26 protein-coding genes are annotated in these 22,971 nt (G+C 62.0%); 16 read left to right on the forward strand and 10 right to left on the reverse strand.

Annotated elements, in window-relative coordinates:
- Positions 1–7: 7 nt before the first annotated feature.
- Both PCO31010_RS11340 and PCO31010_RS11345 read right to left on the reverse strand, forming a co-directional pair.
- Positions 8–1,123: a glycosyltransferase family protein gene (locus PCO31010_RS11340; RefSeq protein ID WP_150664366.1), complete on the reverse strand. Its 1,116-nt coding sequence runs from the start codon at positions 1,121–1,123 to the stop codon at positions 8–10.
- A 307-nt stretch (positions 1,124–1,430) separates the two neighbouring features.
- Positions 1,431–2,174, reverse strand: a complete 744-nt coding sequence (locus PCO31010_RS11345; protein WP_150664367.1) for an SDR family oxidoreductase — start codon at positions 2,172–2,174, stop codon at positions 1,431–1,433.
- A 108-nt stretch (positions 2,175–2,282) separates the two neighbouring features.
- On the opposite strand from PCO31010_RS11345, the gene PCO31010_RS11350 reads away from it, so the two are divergent.
- The gene (locus tag PCO31010_RS11350; RefSeq protein ID WP_150664368.1) at positions 2,283–3,233 is read left to right on the forward strand and encodes a LysR family transcriptional regulator; all 951 of its coding nucleotides are present in this window, start codon (positions 2,283–2,285) and stop codon (positions 3,231–3,233) included.
- An 18-nt stretch (positions 3,234–3,251) separates the two neighbouring features.
- Here the strand turns inward: PCO31010_RS11350 and PCO31010_RS11355 are convergent, their stop codons facing one another.
- Positions 3,252–3,611, reverse strand: a complete 360-nt coding sequence (locus tag PCO31010_RS11355) for a VOC family protein (protein ID WP_150664369.1) — start codon at positions 3,609–3,611, stop codon at positions 3,252–3,254.
- A gap of 220 nt (positions 3,612–3,831) precedes the next feature.
- Here PCO31010_RS11355 and PCO31010_RS11360 point away from each other — a divergent pair, with 220 nt between their 5' ends.
- Positions 3,832–4,341, forward strand: a complete 510-nt coding sequence (locus PCO31010_RS11360) for a hypothetical protein (protein WP_150664370.1) — start codon at positions 3,832–3,834, stop codon at positions 4,339–4,341.
- Between the two features lie 751 nt (positions 4,342–5,092).
- On the opposite strand, the gene icd is transcribed toward PCO31010_RS11360, so the two are convergent.
- Entirely contained in the window at positions 5,093–6,346 is a 1,254-nt protein-coding gene (icd, locus tag PCO31010_RS11365) for an NADP-dependent isocitrate dehydrogenase (protein ID WP_150664371.1), read from the reverse strand.
- 270 nt (positions 6,347–6,616) lie between these two features.
- Between icd and PCO31010_RS11370 the strand changes: the two genes are divergently transcribed.
- The 4 genes from PCO31010_RS11370 (at position 6,617) to PCO31010_RS11385 (ending at position 8,534) form a co-directional block, all read left to right on the forward strand.
- Entirely contained in the window at positions 6,617–7,207 is a 591-nt protein-coding gene (locus PCO31010_RS11370; RefSeq protein WP_150664372.1) for a pseudouridine synthase, read from the forward strand.
- Positions 7,208–7,258: 51 nt separating this feature from the next.
- Positions 7,259–7,504 (forward strand): hypothetical protein, encoded by a 246-nt coding sequence (locus tag PCO31010_RS11375; RefSeq protein WP_150664373.1) that lies wholly within the window; start codon positions 7,259–7,261, stop codon positions 7,502–7,504.
- Between the two features lie 127 nt (positions 7,505–7,631).
- On the forward strand, positions 7,632–7,841 hold the full coding sequence (locus tag PCO31010_RS11380; RefSeq protein ID WP_039400908.1) for a hypothetical protein: 210 nt from the start codon (positions 7,632–7,634) through the stop codon (positions 7,839–7,841).
- Positions 7,842–8,054: 213 nt separating this feature from the next.
- The gene (locus PCO31010_RS11385; RefSeq protein WP_373275329.1) at positions 8,055–8,534 is read left to right on the forward strand and encodes a DUF192 domain-containing protein; all 480 of its coding nucleotides are present in this window, start codon (positions 8,055–8,057) and stop codon (positions 8,532–8,534) included.
- Positions 8,535–8,575: 41 nt separating this feature from the next.
- On the opposite strand, the gene PCO31010_RS11390 is transcribed toward PCO31010_RS11385, so the two are convergent.
- From PCO31010_RS11390 to xseA, 3 genes are all read right to left on the reverse strand, one after another.
- Positions 8,576–9,292 (reverse strand): HD-GYP domain-containing protein, encoded by a 717-nt coding sequence (locus PCO31010_RS11390; protein WP_150664374.1) that lies wholly within the window; start codon positions 9,290–9,292, stop codon positions 8,576–8,578.
- Positions 9,293–9,630: 338 nt separating this feature from the next.
- A complete protein-coding gene (gene sodB / locus PCO31010_RS11395) occupies positions 9,631–10,209 on the reverse strand; it encodes a superoxide dismutase [Fe] (RefSeq protein ID WP_150664375.1) in 579 nt (192 codons plus the stop codon).
- 202 nt (positions 10,210–10,411) lie between these two features.
- Positions 10,412–11,785, reverse strand: a complete 1,374-nt coding sequence (gene xseA, locus PCO31010_RS11400) for an exodeoxyribonuclease VII large subunit (RefSeq protein ID WP_150664376.1) — start codon at positions 11,783–11,785, stop codon at positions 10,412–10,414.
- Between the two features lie 447 nt (positions 11,786–12,232).
- Between xseA and PCO31010_RS11405 the strand changes: the two genes are divergently transcribed.
- From PCO31010_RS11405 to PCO31010_RS11440, 8 genes are all read left to right on the forward strand, one after another.
- The gene (locus tag PCO31010_RS11405) at positions 12,233–12,847 is read left to right on the forward strand and encodes a MotA/TolQ/ExbB proton channel family protein (RefSeq protein WP_150664377.1); all 615 of its coding nucleotides are present in this window, start codon (positions 12,233–12,235) and stop codon (positions 12,845–12,847) included.
- 15 nt (positions 12,848–12,862) lie between these two features.
- Positions 12,863–13,324, forward strand: a complete 462-nt coding sequence (locus PCO31010_RS11410; RefSeq protein WP_150664378.1) for an ExbD/TolR family protein — start codon at positions 12,863–12,865, stop codon at positions 13,322–13,324.
- A gap of 56 nt (positions 13,325–13,380) precedes the next feature.
- The gene (lpxK, locus tag PCO31010_RS11415; protein WP_425495015.1) at positions 13,381–14,397 is read left to right on the forward strand and encodes a tetraacyldisaccharide 4'-kinase; all 1,017 of its coding nucleotides are present in this window, start codon (positions 13,381–13,383) and stop codon (positions 14,395–14,397) included.
- Entirely contained in the window at positions 14,378–14,584 is a 207-nt protein-coding gene (locus PCO31010_RS11420) for a Trm112 family protein (protein ID WP_039400921.1), read from the forward strand. The genes lpxK and PCO31010_RS11420 overlap by 20 nt, the downstream gene beginning before the upstream one ends.
- Positions 14,585–14,595: 11 nt before the next feature.
- Positions 14,596–15,411 carry a 3-deoxy-manno-octulosonate cytidylyltransferase gene (gene kdsB / locus PCO31010_RS11425; protein WP_150664587.1) on the forward strand — a complete coding sequence of 272 codons (816 nt, stop codon included), beginning with the start codon at positions 14,596–14,598 and terminating at the stop codon, positions 15,409–15,411.
- Between the two features lie 260 nt (positions 15,412–15,671).
- Positions 15,672–16,337: an adenylate kinase gene (adk, locus tag PCO31010_RS11430; RefSeq protein ID WP_150664380.1), complete on the forward strand. Its 666-nt coding sequence runs from the start codon at positions 15,672–15,674 to the stop codon at positions 16,335–16,337.
- A 152-nt stretch (positions 16,338–16,489) separates the two neighbouring features.
- Positions 16,490–17,248 (forward strand): SDR family NAD(P)-dependent oxidoreductase, encoded by a 759-nt coding sequence (locus tag PCO31010_RS11435; RefSeq protein WP_150664381.1) that lies wholly within the window; start codon positions 16,490–16,492, stop codon positions 17,246–17,248.
- Between the two features lie 203 nt (positions 17,249–17,451).
- On the forward strand, positions 17,452–17,946 hold the full coding sequence (locus tag PCO31010_RS11440; RefSeq protein ID WP_174984644.1) for an Mpo1 family 2-hydroxy fatty acid dioxygenase: 495 nt from the start codon (positions 17,452–17,454) through the stop codon (positions 17,944–17,946).
- Between the two features lie 93 nt (positions 17,947–18,039).
- Here PCO31010_RS11440 and PCO31010_RS11445 read toward each other — a convergent pair whose 3' ends face one another.
- Entirely contained in the window at positions 18,040–18,906 is an 867-nt protein-coding gene (locus tag PCO31010_RS11445; protein WP_039400930.1) for a SirB1 family protein, read from the reverse strand.
- 50 nt (positions 18,907–18,956) lie between these two features.
- Positions 18,957–20,555, reverse strand: a complete 1,599-nt coding sequence (gene murJ / locus PCO31010_RS11450) for a murein biosynthesis integral membrane protein MurJ (protein WP_425495016.1) — start codon at positions 20,553–20,555, stop codon at positions 18,957–18,959.
- A 134-nt stretch (positions 20,556–20,689) separates the two neighbouring features.
- On the opposite strand from murJ, the gene rpsT reads away from it, so the two are divergent.
- Positions 20,690–20,962, forward strand: coding sequence for a 30S ribosomal protein S20 (gene rpsT, locus PCO31010_RS11455; RefSeq protein WP_010807144.1), 273 nt, complete (start codon positions 20,690–20,692; stop codon positions 20,960–20,962).
- Positions 20,963–21,262: 300 nt separating this feature from the next.
- Here the strand turns inward: rpsT and PCO31010_RS11460 are convergent, their stop codons facing one another.
- Positions 21,263–21,577, reverse strand: a complete 315-nt coding sequence (locus PCO31010_RS11460) for a DUF3579 domain-containing protein (RefSeq protein ID WP_150664384.1) — start codon at positions 21,575–21,577, stop codon at positions 21,263–21,265.
- 364 nt (positions 21,578–21,941) lie between these two features.
- On the opposite strand from PCO31010_RS11460, the gene argF reads away from it, so the two are divergent.
- Positions 21,942–22,868, forward strand: coding sequence for an ornithine carbamoyltransferase (gene argF / locus PCO31010_RS11465; RefSeq protein ID WP_039404085.1), 927 nt, complete (start codon positions 21,942–21,944; stop codon positions 22,866–22,868).
- Positions 22,869–22,971: the final 103 nt, after the last annotated feature.

Here is a 22,971-nt window from a genome sequence, read left to right on the forward strand (position 1 = left end):
TCACCGTTCAGCGCCCATGCCATGTTTCCCACAGCCCGCGCCAGAACGCATTCGCATTGCGACGCGCGCGCCAGCGCAGATTCGGCAGTGCGACGCCGAGCCATTGCGCAGCATCGTCGATGCGGCGCTCGCCGAAACGCCCGGGGGCTTCGAACAGATCGAGATAGGCCTGACGGTAGTGCCCGACCAGGGTGGCGTCGTGATAGTAGGTTTCCATCCACTTGCGCGACGCCGCACCGATCTCCGCGCGCAACGCCGCATTCGTCAGCAACGCCACCAGCGGTGCCTCAGCCGCTTCGAGCGGCACGTCGACCCAGGGCAAATCGCACGCCCCCGTGAGACGCCGTAATTGGGATTGCACGCGATTGTCGAGATGTCCCAGCGTGGGCTTGCCTTGCGATAACGCTTCGAGCCCGGAGAGGTGATAGTTGCCCGTCACGCATTCGTCGAGCGCAATCGCGGCACGCTGCTTGATTCGCAAACACTCGTCGTGCGGTGTGCCGGTGATCAGCCGGACTTCACACAGCCCGCGACGTTCGAGTTTTCGCAGCAGACGCAATGTCTGCGGCGCCCCCTTCGTCTCCCAGCGTTTGCGCCATCCGGACGAGCGCCCGCTTGGCGAGAACACGACCACCGGCCGCCCCGTCTCGCCCGCGCATTCGGGATGTGGCAGATAACGTGCGTCGTCGAGCGGCACGATGTTGGGCACAACGCGAGCGAACGGGTAGAAGCGCTCCGGCCCCTGCGCAATCACGAGTTGGGGGAGCGGGTCGTTGACGATGCGCTCGCGCATCGAAGCATCGTCGCGAGACCAAAGCTCGGGCGCAGAGTGAAACTGACGGATCAGCTTCTTGTTGCCGAAGCGCGTGAGCAGATCCGCGCCGAACGTCGTTTCCATCGGGAAAATCTGATGAATATGGATGACGTCCGCTTCGGCGAGGACGTCGAGCGCTTCCTCACGCTGACACTGCCAGTCGAGATCGACGGCGAACGTGCGCGATGCATACGCCGCAGCGTTGTAGACAACATGCCGCGCCGCGATGTCGGTGTGCCGGTTCAGTGCCGCGACGATATTGCCCGGACTGCCCGCTACCGGTGTGTGGGAGAGGTGAACGACCTTCATGCGCGCAGTCTAGATCGACGTTCGGCGCGTGAGTTTACGTACGACGGTGAGCCAGCTTACGTCGCGTTACGGCGGTAATACGTTGACGTCGACATTCCCACGATGGCCGACTTGCGGGTGACGTTCACCGAAGCCCGCAGTGACGCGGCGTTCGAAGCGACTCCCCTTCGGGACAACATGTCTTCGCAGCCCTTACGACCGCCTCCGAAGCCCCGAAGTCCGTTGCATTTCTTACGCTTACGACGCGCCAACGAGAGACGTGAAAATCCGACGTCTCCCAGTTGGCTTGCCTCGCGTGTCCCGATCGTCAGGCGTTGAAACCGCCGTCGATGGTCAGGCTCGCGCCCGTCACAAAACCGGCGTCTTCGCTGGCGACATACGCCACCATCGCTGCGATCTCTGCCGGGTGCGCATGACGCTTGATCGCCATCACGTCGTGCATGCTGCCCGCATGATCGCCAGCGGCCGGGTTCATGTCGGTGTTGGTCGGTCCCGGCTGTACGTTGTTGACGGTGATCCCACGCGGGCCGAGGTCACGCGCCATGCCCTTCACGAGACCGACGAGCGCCGACTTGCTCATCGCGTACGTGGCGAAACCGGGGAACGGAATGCGCTCGGCATTGCACGAGCCGATGTTGATGATGCGGCCGCCGTCGCCCATGTGCGCGAGCGCTGCCTTCGACGCGACGAAGACGGCTCGCACGTTGATGTTGAGCATGCGATCGAACTCGTCGAGCGCCAGGTCGGCGATGTTGCCCGTGGAGAAGACACCGGCGTTGTTCACCAGAATGTCGATCTTGCCGAGTTGACGTGCCGCCTCGTTCACCGCACGCGTGAGCGTTTCGGGGTCTGCGACGTCCGCCTGAAGGGCAATCGCCCGGCCGCCGGCGGCCTGAATGCGCGCAGCCAGCACTTCGGCAGCCTCCTTCGAGCCGTGATACGTAAAGGCGACCGCAGCGCCGTCGTCGGCGAGTCGCTGCACGACAGCCGCGCCGATACCGCGCGAGCCGCCCGTCACGAAAGCCACCTTGCCTTGAAAGTTCGTTGCCATGATGTTGCTCCACTGAGTTAGGAAGTGAACGCAGTATCGGCTTCGAATTACCTTCAAACTAGACCATAATGCTGATCATCACTTTCAACCCAATGGAACAGGTGAGAGATGGACGCGCTGCATCTGATCGAATCGTTCGTGCTAAGCGCCCGTGCCGGGAGCTTCTCGGCGGCTGCGCGTCGACTGGGTATGACGCCTGCCGCCGTCAGCAAAAACGTGGCGCGCCTTGAAGCGCAGCTTGGCCTGCGACTGTTCCATCGCAGCACCCGCAGCCTCACGCTGACCGCGGGTGGTGAACGATTCCTGCTTGATGTCGACAGCCCGTTCGCGGCGCTGACCGACGCGTTTTCACGTGCGGCCGAGCGCGAGAGCGCACCGTCTGGAACGCTGAAAGTGAGCGTGGCGCACTCGTTCGGGCGCGAGTATCTCGTCCCGATGTTGGGCGACTTTCTCGCCCGCTATCCGGACATCGTGCCTGACTGGCGTTTCGATAATCGCAGCGTGGACGTTGTCGGCGAGGGATTCGATGCGGCCATTGGCGGCGGCATCGAACTCACACCGGGCGTCATCGCGCGGCGTCTCGCACCGACCTATGCGGTGATGTGCACTTCCGCTGCGTATATGGCGGGACGCAAGGTGCCGATGCACCCCTCTGATCTAACGACGCTCGACGCGGTGATCCGCCGCTCCGGCATGACGGGACGTTTGCGCGCGTGGGACTTGCGCAATGTCGACGGTGAGCGCATCACCGTCGAAGCCCGAACGCGGATGATCTTCGACGATCCCGAGGCGATGGCGCACGCCGTTGCGCTGGGTTATGGCGTGGCGCTCCTGCCCATGCCTCACGCTGCCCCGATGCTCGCCGACGGCCGTATTCAGCGGCTACTGCCGGGATGGTTCGACGAGTACGGCGGTGTGTCCATCTACTACTCAAACAAGAAGTTGCTGCCGTTGCGCACGCGCGTGTTTGTCGATCACGTGGCGCAGGCGTTCGAAGCACAACAACTCGCAGCACGCTTCGACTGGCGATGGACTGCGACGGCGGGAAAGTCAAAGTAGGGGCGATCTGAACGCCCTTTAGCGATGCGCGAGGATGTTGAGCAGACGACCGAGCGGATCTCGGACGTAGAAACGCCGCACGCCCCACGGTTCGTCGGCAGGGCCGTATTCGATGGCGACATCCGCTTCGCGCATACGGGCGAGCGCCTCGTCGACGTCATCCACTTCGACGGACAGATCCGGCACCGGTGTGCCGCTGCCGCCTTCGGTAGCGACGCTCATCTGCACGGACATCTTCGACGCATTGCCATACGTCGCAATCCAGCCGCGGTCCATCAACAGATCCAGCCCCAGCAGTTCGCCGTAAAAGCGCTGCGCCGCTTGCAGCGCCTGTGGCGTCGGCGCGGCGAGATTCGCAACAATGCGGTTGACCTTCATCTTCGTCCTCTCAGAGATGGTGCAGATATCGGTGCCCGTCGTCGTCGGGGCAATGCCTGAGCGCTTGTCTTTGACAACGTTAAAAGCGTAGCACGCGACCTAGGATTGACCGCACCTTGCGTTGTCGCCGTCCGTGCACTGTAATGAAAGCGTCTGCCGACGCGGTTTTCGGGGAGGAGAACGCCCCTGCGTCGACTGCCACGGGGGTGGGAGATCCATCATGGACACCACCGGAAGGACATTGCGTACATTGGGTGCGTCACGTTCATCGCACATTCTGCATGTGCCACCGACGCAGCGCGGTCTGCACTGGCTGTGGAAAGCCGTGTGGGTGACGTGCGCCCTCGGGGCGAGTGCGGCGAGCGCCGAACCACCGAACTCCCCCTTTCCGCCGCCAACGCTGGAGGTGGAAGCTGCCGTCGGTCAGAAGGTCATGATTTGGGAGCAGACCAATCACAGCGTACTGTGCCGCGACCTTGGCTCACCGACCTTCGAACTCGACTCGCGCCCTACGCTCGGCGAGGTGGCGCCGGAGTGGATCAGCTACGTCGTCCCGAAGGGTCAGCGATGCGAGGATATGAAGTTCTCGGGCATGATCGTCTGGTATCAGGCGGGCAACGTGCCGGGCACCGATGTCGTGACATGGCGCGTCGGCTTCCCCCGCGAGTTCGGCAGCCACACACCGAACACGGGTGATCATCTCGTCACAACGCACATCGTTATACGGTGACGCAGTCACCCACTTCGGGATTATTCGGATTTGCCAGGCGATTTCTGACGAATCGCTTGCACTCGACGTATTGGGCCGAAATAGAATTTCCTCCGTGCCCCCTGCGCTGTACTTGTTCAGAAATCCCAATGATCAGACTCCCCTCCGAAACCCGAAAGAAACTCCGACACGTTGCGAACTTTGCGCTGATCGGTGCCACGCTGACCGGCGTCGCCGTTGGTCGTACGGATCTTCCCTACGACCCGCGCGACATTGTCGGCCTCATGACTGCGGCACTCGCCGCAATCTGGATTTTTCGCCGACGGTGACGCGATATGTGGCTGGATATTAAATTCGACGCCAACTGGGTCGATTGCGGGGCCGCAATCAGTGGCATTTCTTACGTTGCGTGGCAAACGTGGCGAACTCGGCGACAAGGCGTTCGCAGACCGATTGCGATTTCCCATGACTTCGCTTTTGGCGTTGCGTTTTTCCCGCAGTGGCTGCTGCTGATCTGTGTGATGTCGTCGACCATCGTCGACGGACTCGCCAACGCGAGTCGTATCAGTTTGTGCGTCGCAGGGAGTTATGCGCTCGGTGCAATGTGGGACGCCCAATTTGCTGGCCGGTCGTGCCACGAAAAAAGAAGTGGCTAGCCACGCTTCCGTCCTCCGGCCATCCCGACGTCGTTACGCAAAAAAACCCCGACGCGCATCGCTGCGTCGGGGTTTGCGTAAGTCATTGCAGGGCGACTCGCCCCGCGATGGCTTCTTTACATGTTCTCGATCATCACATCGCCGAAGCCGGAGCACGACACCTGCGTGGCGCCTTCCATCAGACGCGCAAAGTCGTACGTCACCTTCTTCGACAGAATCGATTTTTCCATCGACGCGATGATGCGGTCCGCAGCCTCCGTCCAGCCCATATGACGCAGCATCATCTCCGCCGACAAAATCTCCGAGCCAGGATTCACGTAGTCCTTGCCCGCGTACTTCGGCGCGGTGCCGTGCGTCGCTTCGAACATCGCGACCGAATCGGACAAGTTTGCGCCCGGCGCGATACCGATGCCGCCGACCTGTGCCGCGAGTGCGTCGGAAACGTAATCGCCATTCAGGTTCAGCGTGGCAATCACGTCGTACTCTGCGGGACGCAGCAGGATCTGTTGCAGGAAGGCGTCCGCAATCGAGTCCTTGATGGTGATCTCCTTGCCCGTCTTCGGATTCTTCACCTTGCACCACGGACCACCGTCGATCTCCGTTGCCGCAAACTCCTTCTTCGCAAGTTCGTATCCCCAGTCGCGGAACGCGCCTTCGGTGAACTTCATGATGTTGCCCTTGTGCACGAGCGTCACCGTGTCGCGGTTATTGTCGATCGCGTACTGAATCGCCTTGCGCACCAGACGCTCGGTGCCCTCGCGCGACACCGGCTTCACACCAATGCCCGACGTCTGCGGAAAGCGAATTTTGCTCACACCCATCTCGTTCTGCAGGAACGCGATCAACTTCTTCGCGCCCGCCGATTCGGCTTCCCACTCGATGCCCGCATAGATGTCTTCCGAGTTCTCACGGAAGATCACCATGTTGATCTTCTCCGGCTGACGCACCGGCGATGGCACGCCCTTGAAGTACTGCACCGGACGCAAACACACGTACAGATCGAGTTGCTGACGCAGCGCCACATTGAGCGAGCGAATGCCGCCCCCCACCGGAGTCGTCAACGGCCCCTTGATCGACACGACGTAGTCCTTCACGACCTGGAGGGTTTCGTCAGGCAGCCACACGTCCGGACCATAGATGCGCGTCGACTTTTCGCCCGCGTAGATCTCCATCCAACTGATCTTGCGCTTGCCGCCGTAGGCCTTTTCCACCGCCGCGTCGACGACCTTGAGCATCACCGGCGTGATGTCCACGCCCGTGCCGTCACCTTCGATGTACGGGATGATCGGATTGTCCGGCACGTTCAGGGAGAAATCCTTGTTGACGGTGATCTTCTCGCCTGCCGGGACCTTGATGTGCTGATACGACATGGTGGGGCTCCAATTGGATGGATCGGAATGCGTGCATCAGATGGCTTGCGTCGGACAGCATGAGCGGCCGGTACGTGCGCACCACGAAACCGCATTGTGGTCGATACGTGAACGCCCTGCGCAGCGCTGCCTTATTTTAGTCATAGCGCTTCGAAATGCGTGTGACACAAATCAAGTCTTATATAAGACATAAGAGTGACGTTTTCGATTATGCATTAACATGTCGCCGCTGACCAGCTTCCTCAGGCATCCCCCTCGCCATCACCCGGTATGACACTTCTCGCTCTCAATAAGCCTTTCGGTACGATCTGCCAGTTTTCGCCGCATCCGACGCGCCCGACGCTCGCCGAGTGGATCGATCTCCCAGACGTCTATCCGGCGGGCCGTCTCGACGCCGACAGCGAAGGCTTGCTACTGCTCACCGACGACGGCCGCTTGCAGGCGCGCATCGCAGAGCCCGAGCGAAAGCTGCCCAAGACCTATTGGGCGCAGGTCGAAGGTGCGTACGACGAAGCGGCCGTGGCCCGTCTTCGTGGCGGCCTCGATCTGGGCGACTTCGTCACGTTGCCGTGCGAGGCACGCGAAATCCCCGAGCCCGAGCATCTCTGGGCACGCAATCCGCCGATCCGCTACCGCGCCAGCATTCCGACGCACTGGCTCGAAATCAAACTCGTCGAAGGCAAGAATCGCCAGGTCAGACGCATGACGGCGGCCGTCGGCAAACCGACACTTCGGCTCGTGCGCGTGGCCATCGGCCCGGTCGACGTCTTTTCGTTAAATCTCTCACCCGGTCAGTGGTGCGAACTGCCGCAACAAATACTTACACTTTCCGGTCAACGTAGCCGTCGTCCATCTCGTTGAGGGAACAGGTGCGCAACATACGCACCACTACCGAAACGAGGAAACCACATCATGAACAAACTGCTGCTCGCACTGACCGCCGGCCTGATCGTGTCCGGTGCCGCGATGGCCCAACAATCGGCGCCCGCGACGGCGCCTGTCGCTCCGGCGGCGCCCGCAGCAGCAGCGCCTGCGATGGCGGCTCCGGCGGGTGACCATGCCACGCCGGCGAAGAAGACCACCAAGCACAAAAAGCATCACCACAAGAAGCACGCCAAGAAGCCGATGAGCCAACCGCCGGTCGGTAACAAGCCGTAATACTTGTCGTCGAAAAAATCCGCGAGCGGGTTGTCAACCGAAGTTCCGACGGGACGTTAAAGGAGATGACTCACTTCGCGGGTCAACGAGTACACCACCCAAACATCGAGCTCCAACGAGGAATCTCATGAAAAAACTGATCGCTGCCCTGGTCGCTGGCCTGTTCGCAACGGGCGTGTTCGCCCAAGCTGCTGCTCCGGCTGCTGCCGACACGGCTGCTCCGGCTGCTGCTAGCAAGCCGGCTGCCAAGAAGAAGTCGTCGACCCACAAGAAGCACGCCAAGAAGTCGTCGAAGAAGGCTGCTGCTGCCGAAGCTCCGGCCGCTGCAAGCAAGTAAGTACCGCGTCGCGCAGCACGCCTGCGCAACGTACGGTAACAAGCAGGTTGCTCGTGCAACCTGCTTTTTTTTCGTCCGGCAGATACAATGAGCCGCTATCCGCTCGAGGAAAATTCGGGCAAATTCGCCGGATTCCCGACGAATTTGCTGCGGAATTTCCACTGTCGTCCGACCGTATTCTTGACGTCCCCCCGATCTTCTCAGGAGTCTTTTGTGATCCGGATTTCGCGTCAACTGGCCGCGCTCGCCGCCAGCGCAACGTTCACCAGCATCGCCGCCGTCATGGCGCTCGCCCCGGCAAGCGCCATCGCGCAAATCAAGCAGCCCGGGGAATTCCCGACCGTGCAACTCTCTGCGGGCATGTACCTCATCAAGGCCGAAGTCGCCGCGAACGAGAAAGACCGCGAACAGGGCCTGATGTATCGCAAGGCCATGGCCGACAATGCGGGCATGCTCTTCGTGTTCGAGCAAAGCGCCGGTCACTGCTTCTGGATGAAGAACACCGATCTGCCGCTGTCCATCGCGTTCCTCGCCGACGACGGCACGATCGTGAACATCGAGGACATGGAACCGCAAACGGAAGACAACCATTGCCCTCGTGCTGCTGTGCGATACGCGCTTGAGATGAACAAGGGCTGGTTTGCGAAGAAGAAGATCAAAGCAGGTTCGAAGATCTCCAACCTGCCGCGCTGATCCCTTCCTTGCGCATCCTTCATGCAGCGCGCCGGTAGTCGCTATCGCGCGCCGCTCGATATTTCCAGCGCCGCACCGAGCGACTGCTCGAGAAATCGATCCAGCAACCACGGATCGAAGTGGCGTCCACGCTCGGCGAGCATCGCGCCGACGATCTGCGCCGGACTTAACGCCGCACGATACGGGCGATGGCTGGCGAGTGCATCGAAAACGTCGACCAGCGCCACAATGCGTCCGGCCAACGGAATGCGGTTGCCGGAAAGCCCATAGGGATAGCCGGTGCCATCGTAGCGTTCGTGATGCGTGCGCGCCACCGTGGCCGCCAACTCGCATGCAGCACCGCCGATGGCATTCAGCATCTCGGCCCCCAACTCCGGATGCATACGCATCGTCAATATCTCGTCGGGCGACAACCTGCCCGGCTTCTCCAAAATCGAATTCGGAATGCAAAGCTTGCCGGTGTCATGCAGCGCCGCCGCAAGCCCCAACGCCTGCGCCTTGATGGCGGACATCCCTAGCGTCTGTGCGAATCGCCATGCCAGCGCGCCGACGCGCCACATGTGTGTGGCCGTCCCGCCGCGCTTGTATTCGGCCAGACGAAAGAGCGTCCAGGCGGCGGGGGGCAGGCTGCGCATCAGATGCGGATCGGCGAGCCAGAAGCGGGGCGGTGTGTCTTGAAACGCGTCGGCACATCGGGTGTCGATCGCGAAATGCGCAATGGCCGTGGCGGCCTCGCACGATGGCGCAGGGTCTGGCATACGTTGTCCGTTCGGATTGAAGGGTTCACTCTAACGAGGTGCCCGCGTACGAATGTTGACGTCGATCAAGCGCGGCGCAAAAGCCTGCAATCCGGTGACCGTTGAAAACAATGGGAAACGATGAGACGCGTGAGACGTCTTGATGCGGGAAGGGTGTGTTGCAGCGATGTGGCGGCGGATGCGGTGAAACAAGCGCCGAAGTCGTGCGTTGATGTGGCGGACAGCGAGCTGAGGTTTGCCGGCGACGCCAGACGCTCGGGTTGGGCGTCTGACGTGCCCTTCAGTGAAGGCTCACCGAAGTCGACTCTGTGTCGGCCGGCAAATTCCGGGAACGTCGATTACGCGAAGTTCTTCGCGGCGAAGTCCCAGTTGACGAGGTTCCAGAATGCCTCGACGAACTTCGGACGCGCATTGCGGTAGTCGATGTAGTAGGCGTGTTCCCACACGTCGATCGTGATCAGCGGCTTGTCGGCTCCGGTCAGCGGCGTGGCAGCGTTGCTGGTGTTCACGATGTCGACCGAACCGTCGGCCTTCTTCACGAGCCACGTCCAGCCCGAACCGAAGTTGCCCACGGCCGACTTCGAGAACGTTTCCTTGAATGCGTCGAACGAGCCGAACTTGGCGTCGATGGCCTTGGCCAGATCGCCAGTCGGTGCACCGCCGCCGTTCGGCGACAGCGTGTTCCAGAAGAAGGTGTGGTTCCACACCTGCGCTGCGTTGTTGAACACGCCGCCCGACGACTTCTTGATGATGTCTTCGAGGCTGGCGTTTTCGAATTCGGTGCCCTTGATCAGGTTGTTCAAGTTGGTCACATAGGCTTGGTGGTGCTTGCCGTAGTGATACTCCATCGTTTCCTTGGAGATGGTCGGCGCCAGTGCATCGATGGCGTACGGCAGTTCAGGGAGCTTGTGTTCCATGGCAATTGTCCTTTGTGCTCTGAGGGGAACCCGATTTTGCGTTATCCGGAGCCATCGATTCTAGGGCAGATGCGAAAACCCCGCAAACCCAACGGGTACTTGGTTTGCCGCACTCTGCCTTAGCAATGTGACGATTGTTTGCCGATCCCGGCTAATCAGCGCACGATGCCTGCGATTCGCCAGCTTTGCCGAACCGCGCCGACTAAAAAGTATCGTCTAGCCTGACCTGGACATCACCAATGCCTACGTCGGCCGCCCCGTCTGCAAGGTGCATGGTCACTTGCTGACCACGCTGAAGTTTTCGAGGGTCTCGCAGCGGCTGCCCCTTCGCATCGAGGACTGCGGCGTATCCGCGTTGCAGCGTGCGACGCGGGTTGAGTAGTTCAAGCTGCGCGGTGGCGTCGGTCAGGCGCTGTGCCGAGCGCTCGGCACGGCGCGACATGGCCGTCTGAAGACGTTGTTCGAGCAATGCCACGCGCTCATGTTGCGACGCGACATCCGGCACAGCCCGTGCATGGCGCAGACGCAACATCTCGAATCGGCTGCGACGCTGGGCCAGCGGGCGTTCGAGGGCGTGGCGCATGCGATCGGCCAGATGCGCCAGTTCCCCACGCTGGCGCGCCAGACGCTCGCGCGGGGAGACCATCGCGCGCGACAGGCTGTCGAGCTGCTGGGCGCGCTGCTCGAGCGTGCGACGCATTGCACGACTCAGACGCTGACGCTCCCGATCGACTTCGCGCAGGCACTCGTCGCGCGCCGCCGAGATCAGTTCTGCTGCTGCCGTGGGCGTGGGCGCGCGCACGTCCGCGACGAAGTCGGCAATCGTGAAATCGGTTTCGTGCCCGACGCCGGAGACCACCGGCAGTTCGCTGCGCGCAATGGCGTGCGCCAGCACTTCTTCGTTGAACGCCCAGAGGTCCTCGATGGAACCTCCGCCCCGGCACAACAGCAGGGTGTCGACTTCGCCGCGCGCATTGGCCGTATCGAGCGCCGCCGCGAGCTTTGTGGCGGCGTCCGCCCCCTGCACGGGCGCGGGATAAATGACGACGCTCACATGCGGGGCGCGACGCGCGAGCGTTGTCAGCACGTCACGCAAGGCGGCCGCCTGCAACGACGTGACAACGCCCACGCGCCGGGCATACCGCGGCAATTCACGCTTGCGCCCGGCATCGAACAGCCCGGCAGCGGCGAGCTTTTCCTTCAGGCGCAGGAATGCCTCGTAGAGATTGCCCTGCCCCGCGCGCCGGATCGCTTCGACGTTGAGTTGTACCTCGCCGCGCGGCACATACATGGAGAGCAAGGCACGCACCTCGACGCGATCGCCCTCCTTCGGTGAGAAATCCGCATGCTGCGCGCGACCGCGGAACATCACGCAACGCATTTGCGCCTGTGCGTCCTTGATCGAGAAATACCAATGGCCGCTGGCGGCGCGCGTGAAGTTGGAAATCTCGCCGCTGACCCATGCCAACGGGAAACTCCGCTCCAGCACGCCGGCAACGGCCTTGTTCAAATCCGAAACACTGAGTACGCGATCCGCACCACCAGTGGGCCGGGCGTCGTCGAAAGATAGGTTCATGCGTGTGCGCTGACGAAAAACTGTCCACAGGCCCGCTAATTTAAGGGTTTTCGCGCCCGGATGCCCGACAATTCCTACGCACCGGGCGCAAACCCTTGATTTATCGGGCTTTGCGGAGGGCTTCCACGGCGTAAAAAGGCGTGCTTACGTGACACACGACAAGATATATCTTCCCAGGCCGACATGTACACATAGTTATCCACAGGCTGACGAGGAAATCTTGGGATTTGTGAGCTTGCGGAGGTGTTCATTTCTGAAACCGCTCATTGCCCATTTTTTCATCACGAACTAAAAAGTTCCACCGCGTCAAAGAGTTGCCGAGAGTATCCAAAGGTTGTCCACATCCTTGTGCTCGTCGGGTGTGGAAAACGGTGCTTGCCCATCCCCCCCCTGCACGCTACAGTTCGGACTCGTTTGCCCATCCCCCGCAACAAGCAAGAGGTCTCTTTGTTCGCCGTCATCCAGGCCGCCGGCTGGCCCATCTGGCCACTTCTCATCGCTTCCATCATTGCCCTCGCCCTGATCGTCGAGCGCGCCCTGTCGCTTCGCCGCGCACGTGTGCTGCCGACCGGCGTACTCGAAAACGCGATCACGCTCGCGCGCCGTGGCGCTGCCAAGCAAGACGCCACCGAAGCACTGGCGCGCGGCTCCATGCTGGGCCGTGTGCTCGCGACCGGCGTGCGCTACGTCGCCCACAATCCGCAGGGCCCGCGCGAAGGCGCGAAAGAGGCGCTGGAGGAAACGGGGCGTGCCGTCGCCCATGAACTGGAGCGCTTTCTGCCCGCGCTGGGCACCATCGCCTCGGTCGCACCGCTCATGGGTCTGTTCGGCACGGTGATCGGCATGATCGAGATCTTCGGTTCGCAGGATGCAACGGGCACCGATCCGGCCCAACTGGCGCACGGCATCTCCGTTGCGCTCTACAACACCGGCTTCGGGCTGATGATCGCGATTCCGGCGATGATCTTCTATCGGTACTACCGCACCCGCGTCGACGCCTTCCTCGTCGAACTCGAAACGCAGGCGGTCCATTTTCTCGATGCCACGCTGCCGCGGCACTGATTCGAGAGACATGCGATGAATTTCCGTCGAGGTCTCTCCACGCGCGATGAACCGGAGATCAATCTGATCCCGCTCATCGACGTGCTGCTCGTCATCCTGATCTTTCTGATGGTCACGACGACCTACACGCGCTACACGGCGCTGAAGGTCAATCTGCCCACGGCAGACGCGGAAAAAGCGGTCGTGCCGCCGCGTCAGATTGTCGTTTCGGTAGGCGCCGACGGCAGCTACGCGATCGACCGGCATGCGCTGGCACAACGCGACGTTGCCGGTCTGACGGCCGCGCTGCGTCAGGCGGCTGGCCCCGCCAATACCGGCGCTGAGCCGCCGGTGATCATCATCAACGCCGACGCCAAGAGCACGCATCAGTCCGTCATCAATGTGATGGAGGCCGCGCGTGAGGCCGGATTGTCGCGTCTGACCTTCGCCGCCCGTTCGACAACGGCGCACGGCGCACCTGCGCAGCCGTCCCGATGACACGACACCCGTCGCGACAGCCGGACACCGCGAAAGGCGCGCGCGCGCGCGCCCTCGTGCCGCGTCTGTCGGGCTCGCTGGTCCATTGGGTCACGGCGCAGTGGCAACGCCGGGGGCTCGCCGCCTGGCTGCTCTGGCCGCTCTCGTGGATCTTCGGCGGCATTGCGGCGTGGCGGCGCATGGGCTTTCGTCGTGGCTGGAAACCGTCGACACGACTTCCAGTCCCGGTCGTCGTGGTCGGCAATCTGACGGTGGGCGGCACCGGCAAAACGCCGACCGTCATCGCACTCGTCGGCGCGTTGCGTGAACATGGCTACACGCCCGGCGTGCTTTCGCGAGGCTACGGGGCGACGCTGACCCAGCCGACGGAAGTCGCGCGCACGGCACGTCCGGAAGCCGTTGGCGACGAGCCGCTGCTGATCGCGAAACGGACCGGCGCGCCCGTGTGGGTCTGGCCGTCGCGCGTGGAAGGCGGTCGGGCGTTACTGGCTGCGCATCCCGAATGCGACGTCATCGTCTGTGACGACGGTCTTCAGCATTACGCCCTCGCACACGACGTCGAAATCGCCGTATTCGATCATCGGCTCGGTGGCAACGGCTTCTTGCTGCCAGCGGGGCCGCTGCGCGAACCGCTATCGCGACAACGCGACGTGAACCTCATTAACGATCCGTATGGCCGAACGCTGCCGGATTGGCCGCATACGTGGCGTCTGACGTTGACGTTAGGCGATGCGTGGTGCGTCAGCCAGCCGTCGCTCAGCCGCGCGCTGTCTCACTTTGCGGGCAAGCGCGTGCTGGCAGCCGCGGGCATCGGGGCACCGGAGCGGTTCTTCGCGGCATTGCGCGCAGCAGGGTTGCAGATCGAGACGCTGGCGTTGCCCGATCATTACGACTTTGCGACCAATCCGTTCGACGGCGTGGCCGCGGACGCCATCCTGATCACCGAAAAGGATGCAGTAAAATGCGTCACCTGGTCCGACCCGCGTGTGTGGGCCGTACCTGCCGAGGCAGCGCTCGATGCGCGCCTCGTATCACTGGTAGTGGAGAAATTGCGTGGACAACCGACTGTTTGAGATTCTCGTCTGCCCGTTGTGCAAGGGCCCGCTGGAGCTGGATAAAAAAGCCCAGGAGCTGATTTGCCATGCAGACAAGCTCGCTTATCCGATTCGTGACGGCATTCCCGTCATGCTGGCCGACGAAGCACGTCAGTCTGTCGAAGGCACGCCCGTTCCGATGAACGACGACAAGTCCGCATCGTGAGCGATACGACGTTGCGTCCCGGCACCCAGGGTGTCGCTACCGCCACTGCCGCCGCCACCGATTTTGTCGCCGTGGTGCCTGCGCGCCTGGCGTCGACGCGTCTGCCCAATAAGCCTCTCGCCGATATCGGTGGCAAGCCGATGGTCGTGCGCGTCGCCGAACGTGCGCGCGAATCGGGCGCGCGCCAGGTTGTCGTAGCGACCGACGCCCAGAGCGTCGTCGATGCGGTATCCGCGCACGGTTTCGACGTGGTGCTGACCCGCCCGGACCACCCGACAGGCACCGACCGTCTGGCCGAGGTCGCCGTGGCGCAAGGCTGGCCTGACGACACCATCGTCGTCAACGTGCAGGGCGACGAGCCGCTGATCGATCCGCGTCTGGTGCACGCCGTCGCGGCTCATCTGGCCGAACACCCCGAATGCGCACTGTCGACCGCCGCGCATCCGATCACCGACAACGCAGAGATTTTCTCCCCGAACGTCGTCAAGGTCGTGCTCGATGCGCATGGCCGCGCGCTCTATTTCTCGCGTGCGCCGATTCCGTGGTCGCGTGACGCGTGGTCCGCCGGACTCGCGAGCGTCGCTACGTTGCCCGCCGCCACGACGACGGTCTTTCGTCACATCGGCCTGTACGCCTATCGCGCCAAGTTCCTGCGCAGCTACCCGAGTTTGCCGCAAGCCCCCATCGAGACGGCCGAATCGCTGGAGCAGTTGCGTGCGCTCTGGCACGGCGAGCGTATTGCCGTACTCGTGACGGACGACGCGCCGCTGCCGGGCGTCGACACGGCTGAAGACCTCGAACGCGTGCGCGCATTGCTGAAAAACTGACGTCGGCACGCGTCCCGGAAATCGCACCGACGCGACACCGCGCTGTCTGCAAAACGCCGCCGGGCGGGCATGACGTGGCATAATCGCTCTGATTCTCGCGAGCAGACCCCCGGTCGCGCGCGTCGCGCACTGCCGGGCGCGATGTCTGCGCGCAGCGCGGTTCGCCGGTCACAGGACCCGCAACCGCCGCAGAGCACCGGAGACGCACCTGCCTGCCGCACGCACAGCATTCACAAATCACAAACTTTCAGGAGTCATCGATGCGTCTGATTTTGTTGGGGGCACCCGGGGCCGGCAAAGGCACCCAAGCCACTTTCATCAAAGAAAAATTCGGCATCCCGCAAATCTCGACCGGCGACATGCTGCGCGCCGCGATCAAGGAAGGCACGCAACTCGGCCTTGAAGCCAAGCGCTTCATGGATGCAGGCGATCTGGTGCCGGACGGCGTCATCATCGGCATGGTCAAGGAACGTCTGACGGCCGCCGATTGCAAAAACGGCTATCTTTTCGACGGTTTCCCGCGCACCATCGCGCAAGCGGAAGCCATGAAGGAAGCCGGCGTCGCCATCGACTTCGTCCTCGAAATCGACGTGCCGTTCGATGAGATCATCACCCGCATGAGCGGACGTCGTACGCACCCGGCATCGGGCCGCACGTACCACGTCAAGTTCAATCCGCCGAAGGTCGAAGGCGTCGACGACGTGACCGGCGAGCCGCTTGTCCAGCGCGACGACGACAAGGAAGAAACGGTCAAGAAGCGCCTCGCGGTGTATGAGTCGCAGACCAAGCCGCTGGTCGCCTACTATTCGGACTGGGCCAAGCACGGCAGCCCCGGCGCGATCGTCGAGGCACCGCAGTACCGCAAGATCTCGGGCCAGGGCAGCGTGGATGAAATCCGCGCGCGCGCGTTCGACGCACTGAAGTAAGTCGACCGGGTCCATCGGTCGATGCCGCCCCGCGACTCCGTGTTGTTCGCAACGCGTGCGGTCCGGCAAGGGGTTCTGCCCCATCAGTAACGCCACAGAAGAAGGCGGCCAGTTCAGACTGCGCCGCCTTTTTTGCCAATGGAGGATGACGCATGGAAATTCAGGGCAATGTGTTTCTGATCACCGGTGGCGCCTCAGGGCTCGGCGCGGCAGCGGCGCGCTGGCTTGCAGGACTTGGCGCGAAGGTCGTACTGGCCGATGTGAATGTCGACGAAGGCGAAGCGCTCGCCGAAAAGCTCGGGGGCAAGTTCGTGAAATGCGACGTCACACGGGAAGATGACGGCAAGGCCGCTGTGGCAGCCGCACAGGCACTCGGCGGGTTGCGCGGGCTCGTCAACTGCGCGGGCATCGCCATCGGCAGCAAGACGGTCGGACGCGATGGCCCCCATCCGCTCGACGCCTTTGCGCGCGTCATCCAGATCAATCTGATCGGCACCTTCAACATGATTCGCCTCGCGGCCACCGCGATGAGTCAGGGCGAGCCGAACGGCGAAGGCGAGCGCGGCGTGATCGTCAATACAGCGTCGGTCGCTGCCTACGATGGTCAGATGGGACAAGCCGCTTACGCGGCATCGAAAGGCGGCGTGGCCAGCCTGACACTGCCGGTGGCACGGGATCTATCGCGCAGCGGTATTCGCGTGATGACCATCGCGCCGGGCCTTTTCGAAACACCGATGATGCTCGCCATGCCCGCCGAAGTGCAGGCGTCGCTCGGCCAGATGGTGCCGTTTCCGCCACGACTCGGCCGACCTGCCGAATACGCGATGCTGGTCGAACAGATCGTGCGCAACCCGATGCTGAACGGCGAAGTGATTCGCCTCGACGGCGCGATTCGCATGCAGCCGAAATAGCCGCACCGACGGTCGATAACACGTAGGGCATGGTGCAAACGGCGCGCTGCGGACACTTTGTCGCAGCGCACCAAAATGTCGTTCGGACTATGGCTACAATGGAATGCCGGACGCAGATTGCGGTCGGCTAAAGACACCGGTTTTTCATGCTCCAGCCGGTGCCCAGATATTCTCCCCGTCGTCCCCCGAGGCAGGAGGCTGGCATGAAATCACTGGCGCAACAGATGTCGTTCTATCAGCGCTATCACCGCAGTCCCAAGAACCGTCTCACGCATTTCTTCGGCGTTCCCATGATCATCCTCGCGGTGATGCAAGCGTTCTCGTGGGTGCCGCTCGGCCCCAGCGGCCTGAACGCAACGCACGTGATCGTGCTAGTCCTGCTGATGTACTACTTCCTGCTCGATGTACCGCTGGCGCTTGCCATGACGGCGTTCTTCGCCGTGTTGCTGGCGCTCACGCAACATCTGGCGAAGCTGCCTTGGCCGTGGGCGCTCGCCGTCTTCGGTGTGTTGTTCGTCGGCGGCTGGATCGTGCAATTGATCGGCCACCACTACGAGGGCCGCAAGCCCGCCCTGCTCGATAACATCTTCCAGATTTTTATCGCCCCGATGTTCCTCATGGCCGAAGTGTTCTTCCATTTCGGTTACAAGCCGGGGCTCAAGCGCGAAGTGCAGGAGTTGTCGATGCAGTCGGTGTAGTCGACGCAAGACGCGCGCGGGCCAGCGCCCGACGTCAAAACGCCAGCCGGGAATGCGGCTGGCGTTTTTTATGGATGACGCTGTGGGCGAAACTTACCCGTGGCTGCCCGGACGGCGGCTCAGGTCGTCGAGCACCTGACGAATCGCATCGGCGTCGTCCGCTTCGGGACGCTTGCCCAGATACCACTCCAGATCGTCCTGCGCCGGACGCACCAGACCCAGACGCGCATACGCCAGCCCGCGATCCCGCTTCTCGATGGGCTGATCGGGTAGCACGAGCACCATACGCTCCTGCACCGCCAGCAGCCGCTCCCACCGTTCGTTCTGTGTATAGATGGCCCGCAGATTGCGAAGCATGCGCGCCAGAATCTCGCGCGGCGTCGCGGGCTCCAGGAACGGGTGCAGCAACGCCCACAACGCCAGTTCCTGAATCGGCTCGGCGCTTTCGTCGCGATAGTGCTTCAGGTACGGTTCGACCATTTCGAGCAGGCGTTGCGGCGAAAGGGAATTGCCCGAAATGGGGTCGATGACGACATCCCCGGCGGGCACCGCGAGACGCAGCAGAAAGTGCCCGGGGAACGAGAGGCCACGCAACGGCAGCCCGATCTGATGACCGATCTCCATGCACAGCACGGCGAGCGAAATCGGAATCCCGCGACGCCGATCCAGCACCACATGCAGGTGGCTGTTATCCGGATCGTAATAGTCGTTCTGATTGACGGTGAAGCCGAGTTCGCGGAAGAAGAAATGGTCGAGCAGTTGCAGCTTTTGCAACGGCCCGGCGTCCGGCGGCAGACGCTTGGCCAGACGTGCAGCCAGCGCATCGATCTGGGTGAGCGTGTCCTGCACGTCGAGATCGGGATAGACGTCCTGTGCGATGGCAATGGCTGCCTCGGTCAACGGCAGGCCGTCGTCGGACGCAACCAGCGCAGCAAAATACTCCAGAATTCGATTCGCCATGCGGTATCCGTGAGTTCCGCCGCGACCGGCCCGCTAATGGATCACCAGGATCAAGAGCGGGTGCGCCGACGGAAGAACGAGAAGTTGAAACCCATGAGGAATAATGCCCCGAAATACACCACGGCGCATAGCACCAGACTCGCACCGAGCAAGGCAATGCGCGCCAGCGGACGCGCCCCCAGGGCCACCCAGTCGAAGCTCTGCGTGAACCACAGCAGTACGCCCGCCAGGATCAGACACGCCGCCAGAAGCTGGACGAAGAACAGACGCCACCCCGCCGCCGGCCGGTAAATGCCGCGCTTATAGAGTCCCGCGAAAAGCAGCGCGGCGTTCATGCATGCGCCGACGCCGATCGACAGCGACAACCCCGCATGGGCGAACCAGCGCACGAAAAGCACGTTCGAGAGCTGCGTGGCGATCAGTACCACGATGGCAATCTTCACGGGTGTCTTGATGTCCTGCTTGGCGTAGAAGCCCGGCGCGAGAATCTTGATGAGGATCAGCCCGACGAGGCCGACGCCGTAGGCGGTGAGCGCGTGCGCCGTCATCACGACGTCGGTCGCATCGAAGCGTCCGTACTGATACAGGGTCGCGGTGAGCGGCTCAGCATAGACGAACAGGCCGACTGCGCTAGGCATTGCCAGCAGGAAGGTCAGACGCAGCCCCCAGTCCAGCAACGCAGAATACTCGGCGGGATCGTCATCGGCATGCGCGCGCGCCAGACTCGGCAGCAGAATCGTGCCCAGCGCCACACCCAGCAGCGCCGTCGGAAACTCCATCAGACGGTCTGCATACGCCAGCCACGACACACTGCCCTGCGCCAATCGCGACGCAATGTTCGTATTGATGATCAGGCTGACCTGAGCGACCGACACGGCGAGCGTGGCCGGCACCATCTTAGCGAGCACCCGCTTGACGCCCGCGTTGCGAAGCGCCGCCGCAATATTGATCGTGATGCGGGGCAACATGCCGATGCGGGCGAGCGCCGGGAGCTGAATGATCAGTTGCAGCACGCCGCCCACGATCACGGCATACGCGAGTGCGTAGACCGGCGTCTCCAGATGCGGCGCCACCCACAGCGATGCCACGATCGAGCTGACGTTGAGCAGCACCGGTGCAAATGCGGGCATCGAGAACTGACGCCACGTATTGAGCACGCCTGCGGCGAGCGTCGTGATCGAGATCAGGGTGATATAGGGGAACATCACGCGCGTCATGAAGACGGCGGCATCGAACGTGCCGTTTTCGCGCGACAGGCCCGTCGCGACGGCGTAGACCACGCCTGACGCGCCGAGCACCCCGGCAATCGTGATGGACAGGAGCACCCAGAAAAGCACCGTCGTCACGGAGTCGACGAGCGTTTTCGTCTCTTCTTCGCTACGTTGCGATTTGAATTCGGCCAGAATTGGGACGAATGCCTGCGAAAACGCCCCTTCAGCGGACAGGCGGCGCAGCAGATTGGGAATACGGAACGCCACGTTGTAGGCGTCGGTCATGGGACCGGCACCAAACATGCGTGCGATAAGAATTTCACGAATCAGGCCGGTGATGCGCGAAAGCATCGTAAAACCGCTGACCGTAGCGAGAGCTTTGAGCAAATTCATGTTGCGCGTATTATACGCACAGCATTGCAGCAAAGAAGTTGCAATTTCCGTTGGGCTTCGTCTATAATCGTCGGTTTCGAAGTCAATGGATTGCTTCCTGGCCACCGTGTCTCCCAGGGAGCGGAGCCAAACTGCACAGAAGCCGCATTAGGCGGAGCAATTCAAGGAATTCACTGAACATGGCAAATACCGCACAAGCACGCAAGCGCGCGCGTCAAACCGTTAAGATCAACGCCCACAACTCGGCGCTGCGTTCGCGTCTGCGCACGGCTGTGAAGGCTGTTCGCAAGGCAATCGCCACCGGCGACCAAGCCGCTGCCAAGGAAGTGCTGCGCACTTCGGCAAAGACGATCGACATCATCGCTGACAAGAAGATCGTTCACAAGAACACCGCTGCTCGTCAAAAGAGCCGCCTGTCGGCCGCCATCAAGGCGATGTCGGCTGCTGCCTAAGTTGGGTATTCCCGCTTAGCTGCAAAGCACTACAAGTTGCTTGCCGGTTCCGACTACGGTCGGGACACTAAAAAGCCCGCTTCATGCGGGCTTTTTTCTATTCTGCATTCTTTTTTGCATTCACCTCCCTCATTCCCCTCGTTACGTCATACAAAACGCGCAATTCTGCCGAGCGTATCGAGCACTACGGGAGACAAGCTGGAAGGGGAACGTGCCGGAAGGGCGAAGATGTGACGAAGCGACGGTGAGTAGGGCCGAAGGCCCGACACTCACGTCTGGCCGACAGCGGCCAAGGGGGATTTATTTGACGTCGGGAACGAAGCAGGCTTCCGTCGTTTGCAACCCGTTGTCACGCGCAAAACTCATCACGAAATCGAACATTCTCGGCTCGATCTCTTTCAGTCGCTCATCGACAACGACGCACTTGACGTCACCCACCATCGTCGGACGCACATAGGGGGAGTACTGCATGTATGCGTTCGGGCCAGAATTGCTTCGGCCGCAGAACGACACGGCGCCGCACAGACGCTCCGCCCAGTCACTCGGACGAAACTTCTTGCCATCCAGAGTCAGCCCCTGAATGAAATACTCGCGCGCGGAAACCTGGTCGGTCATATCGCTCAATCACCTCAAAAAACACCTGGCCAGCCGTACGCGGGTAGCGTGGCCGACAGAGCCAGTATTATATCTTATATAAGACTGGAACCTGTCCCCCACCATTGCTGCGGATGTTTTTTTCGGTCTTGCCAGCCGATTTTGGCTGTGCAGCAGCGGGCTCGATCATACGCTTTTCGTGTGACGACAAAACGATTTGGTAGACTACGGGCTGTCCACCCTAAAGCCAGCACCGGTAGAGCACCTTCACGAGCCTGACCGGGGGGGACAGGCCTCAAGGCTTGTTCGTCGTGCCGAACGCGTTCGAGTTCCCAGCAAATCTGCGAGGAACGCACGCGGGATCGGCCTCCAGCAGAACATCCAAATGACCACCGCCAAACCCATCAAGCATTACCTTCAGTTTTCGGATCTGACGCTCGACGAGTATGACTACGTGCTCGAGCGCACCCGCATCCTCAAGAAGAAATTCAAAAACTACGAGACTTACCATCCGCTGCACGACCGCACGCTGGCGATGATCTTCGAGAAAAGCTCGACCCGCACGCGTCTGTCGTTCGAGGCCGGTATTCACCAGTTGGGCGGTCACGCCGTGTTCCTGAACACCCGCGACACGCAGCTCGGTCGCGGCGAGCCGATCGAAGACGCCGCCCAGGTGATCTCGCGCATGACCGACATCATCATGATCCGCACGTTCGGTCAGGAGATCATCGAGCGCTTCGCCCAGCATTCGCGTGTGCCGGTCATCAACGGCCTGACCAACGAATACCACCCGTGTCAGGTGCTGGCAGACATCTTCACGTACTACGAGCATCGCGGCCCGATCAAGGGCAAGACGGTCACGTGGATCGGCGACGCCAACAACATGTCCTACACGTGGATTCAGGCCGCCGAGATCTTCGGCTTCCAGTTCAATATCTCGACGCCGCCGGGCTACCGTCTCGATCAGGCGATGGTGGCCGAATCGAGCCGTCCGTTCGTGCGTGAGTTCGACGATCCGCGCGCCGCCTGCGAAGGGGCCGACCTCGTGTCGACGGACGTCTGGACAAGCATGGGTTACGAAGCGGAAAACGAAGCACGCAAGGCCGCGTTCGCTCAATGGTGCGTGAACGCCGACCTGATGCAGCGCGCGAAGTCCGACGCCCTCTTCATGCACTGTCTGCCCGCCCACCGTGGCGAAGAAGTGTCGGCGGATGTCATCGACGGTGCGCAAAGCGTCGTCTGGGACGAAGCCGAGAACCGTCTGCACGTGCAGAAGGCGCTCATGGAGTTCCTGATGCTGGGCCGCGTCTGACGCCTATAGCGCTCCAGCGCACCGAATGCAGATCAGCCGGGACACCCAGCCCGGCCACACCGCCCGGACTGGCGCAATGCCGTCCGGGCGGTTTTCGTTACCC

This window comes from Pandoraea commovens (assembly GCF_902459615.1).
Taxonomy (GTDB): domain Bacteria; phylum Pseudomonadota; class Gammaproteobacteria; order Burkholderiales; family Burkholderiaceae; genus Pandoraea; species Pandoraea commovens.

Bases quoted from the DNA above. Each gene is read 5' to 3' on its own strand.
- argF (WP_039404085.1), top strand. From the start codon at position 21,942: ATGACCACCGCCAAACCCATCAAGCATTACCTTCAGTTTTCGGATCTG.
- adk (WP_150664380.1), top strand. From the start codon at position 15,672: ATGCGTCTGATTTTGTTGGGGGCACCCGGGGCCGGCAAAGGCACCCAA.
- PCO31010_RS11345 (WP_150664367.1), bottom strand. From the start codon at position 2,174: ATGGCAACGAACTTTCAAGGCAAGGTGGCTTTCGTGACGGGCGGCTCG.
- PCO31010_RS11410 (WP_150664378.1), top strand. From the start codon at position 12,863: ATGAATTTCCGTCGAGGTCTCTCCACGCGCGATGAACCGGAGATCAAT.
- PCO31010_RS11350 (WP_150664368.1), top strand. From the start codon at position 2,283: ATGGACGCGCTGCATCTGATCGAATCGTTCGTGCTAAGCGCCCGTGCC.
- PCO31010_RS11440 (WP_174984644.1), top strand. From the start codon at position 17,452: ATGAAATCACTGGCGCAACAGATGTCGTTCTATCAGCGCTATCACCGC.
- PCO31010_RS11355 (WP_150664369.1), bottom strand. From the start codon at position 3,611: ATGAAGGTCAACCGCATTGTTGCGAATCTCGCCGCGCCGACGCCACAG.
- PCO31010_RS11375 (WP_150664373.1), top strand. From the start codon at position 7,259: ATGAACAAACTGCTGCTCGCACTGACCGCCGGCCTGATCGTGTCCGGT.
- sodB (WP_150664375.1), bottom strand. From the start codon at position 10,209: ATGGAACACAAGCTCCCTGAACTGCCGTACGCCATCGATGCACTGGCG.
- PCO31010_RS11435 (WP_150664381.1), top strand. From the start codon at position 16,490: ATGGAAATTCAGGGCAATGTGTTTCTGATCACCGGTGGCGCCTCAGGG.
- PCO31010_RS11445 (WP_039400930.1), bottom strand. From the start codon at position 18,906: ATGGCGAATCGAATTCTGGAGTATTTTGCTGCGCTGGTTGCGTCCGAC.
- PCO31010_RS11360 (WP_150664370.1), top strand. From the start codon at position 3,832: ATGGACACCACCGGAAGGACATTGCGTACATTGGGTGCGTCACGTTCA.
- PCO31010_RS11340 (WP_150664366.1), bottom strand. From the start codon at position 1,123: ATGAAGGTCGTTCACCTCTCCCACACACCGGTAGCGGGCAGTCCGGGC.
- PCO31010_RS11370 (WP_150664372.1), top strand. From the start codon at position 6,617: ATGACACTTCTCGCTCTCAATAAGCCTTTCGGTACGATCTGCCAGTTT.
- PCO31010_RS11460 (WP_150664384.1), bottom strand. From the start codon at position 21,577: ATGACCGACCAGGTTTCCGCGCGCGAGTATTTCATTCAGGGGCTGACT.
- rpsT (WP_010807144.1), top strand. From the start codon at position 20,690: ATGGCAAATACCGCACAAGCACGCAAGCGCGCGCGTCAAACCGTTAAG.
- PCO31010_RS11380 (WP_039400908.1), top strand. From the start codon at position 7,632: ATGAAAAAACTGATCGCTGCCCTGGTCGCTGGCCTGTTCGCAACGGGC.
- xseA (WP_150664376.1), bottom strand. From the start codon at position 11,785: ATGAACCTATCTTTCGACGACGCCCGGCCCACTGGTGGTGCGGATCGC.
- PCO31010_RS11390 (WP_150664374.1), bottom strand. From the start codon at position 9,292: ATGCCAGACCCTGCGCCATCGTGCGAGGCCGCCACGGCCATTGCGCAT.
- icd (WP_150664371.1), bottom strand. From the start codon at position 6,346: ATGTCGTATCAGCACATCAAGGTCCCGGCAGGCGAGAAGATCACCGTC.